This window comes from Angustibacter peucedani, assembly GCF_054779595.1.
Genome location: NZ_BAAGXY010000113.1, coordinates 1 through 1,506 on the forward strand (window position 1 = coordinate 1; position 1,506 = coordinate 1,506).

Sequence of the window (1,506 nt, forward strand, 5' to 3'; positions counted from 1 at the left end):
CACTTATCCCTTGATCGTACAGAATTTTTTTTAATTGGGGCTATTTAATAGCCTGAATACGCTGTAATACCTGATAAAAGAGTCGATGATAAACGTGATGAGAACTCAGTCGTAACTGGATTCGTCGACCGGTAAACACAACGCGGGCAGCGACTTTGAATAAACGGATTCGTAATGTACTAACACGCAATCCGGTCTCTGTTTTAGGTAGGGCTATTTGCTTCATAAAATTGATAATATTGTACGCTAATACACTAACCATCATACGGGCAGCGTTGGCGGTAAACGTTGAACTATCAGTCTTATCAAAGAAGAAGCCCTCTTTGGCTTCCTTGATATAATTCTCCATCTGACCACGCTTATGATACAGTTCAAATGCTGCTTCTGCGGTTAAATTTGTCAGATTAGTCACAATAAATTCATGTGAAAAGATCAATTCGCCAGCTACACGAGTTGACTTAACGTATACTTGACGCGGTTTAGGCCACGAAGTGGCCTGATAAGTTGCTGAGTAATAGTGAGTTTCGGTTTCATGCCACTCAGTTGTGTCGCTTATCTGTACAAACTCTTCTGCCAAGTTGTGTAGTCGCTTATTACGTTTGAGGCGAATAATGTAAAAGACATCATCGGCCTCGCAGGTATCATAAACAGCTGGTGTGGCGAACCCGCTATCACCGCGAACCAGAATATCAGTTTCTGGCAATTGGTCTTGATAATGTTTTAATAACGGTTCTAAAAAGGCTTTTATATCTGTGCTGGTATAGGCATTACCAGGCCGTAGGATGGCTTTCATGAGATTACCATCATTATCGATAGCTAGTAATGGATGATACCCCTCCGAGCCATAATGGGCGTTATAGTCAGTAGCTTCTTGATTGCCATAAGTGTCAGAATGGGTTGAATCAATATCAATAATGGTGGTCGTCTGATTAGTTAGCAGTCGAGCTTGATCAATAAGAGCTTGATTTAAAGTCTGGAAGGCGTCCACACCTGCGGAATCGATACGTTGCCAGAAACGGGATATCGTCGCTTGTGAAGCTAAGGCTGGTTTGTCCAATAAAAGTTTAAACAATGGTTCTGCAACCAATGAGGTTGCAGCAGAATCTGTATTATAACCGGCAATGATCTGCAGAACCAACTGCATTAAGATACTTGAATTACTATGTCGGCAGTATTGTCGATGGTCGTTGAACTTCAATAGATTGTCAGCTAAGTTCGTGAACTGAAACTTTGCCATCAGTTCAACACACAAGGTTAGGCCACCATCAGAAGATAATTGACCGCCGGTATGCGATGCTAGAATGTTTTTATTGAAACTAAATGCCATTTCCTGTACAGTTTTCATTATAGAGTCCTCTTCTCTTTATAGTGTCTTTTGGTCGAGTTAACTATACCAGAGCTGAGGCTCTTTTTCTGCACTTAAAAGGTGAAAACGTAAAATTCCCATCAAGCACTTGAATCATGTGTTTGATGGGGATTTTGGAGTTTCTGGTGAATAATTCAGGA

The 1,506-nt window shown here is 41.0% G+C and carries 1 protein-coding gene; it reads right to left on the reverse strand.

Annotated elements, in window-relative coordinates; all coding sequences use genetic code 11:
• Window positions 1-40: 40 nt before the first annotated feature.
• A complete protein-coding gene (locus ACYVJ4_RS16570) occupies window positions 41-1,345 on the reverse strand; it encodes an IS1380 family transposase (protein ID WP_056943840.1) in 1,305 nt (434 codons plus the stop codon).
• Window positions 1,346-1,506 lie beyond the last annotated feature (161 nt).

Excerpts from the sequence above, each read along its gene's own strand:
- ACYVJ4_RS16570 (WP_056943840.1), bottom strand. The coding sequence starts at position 1,345 with ATGAAAACTGTACAGGAAATGGCATTTAGTTTCAATAAAAACATTCTA.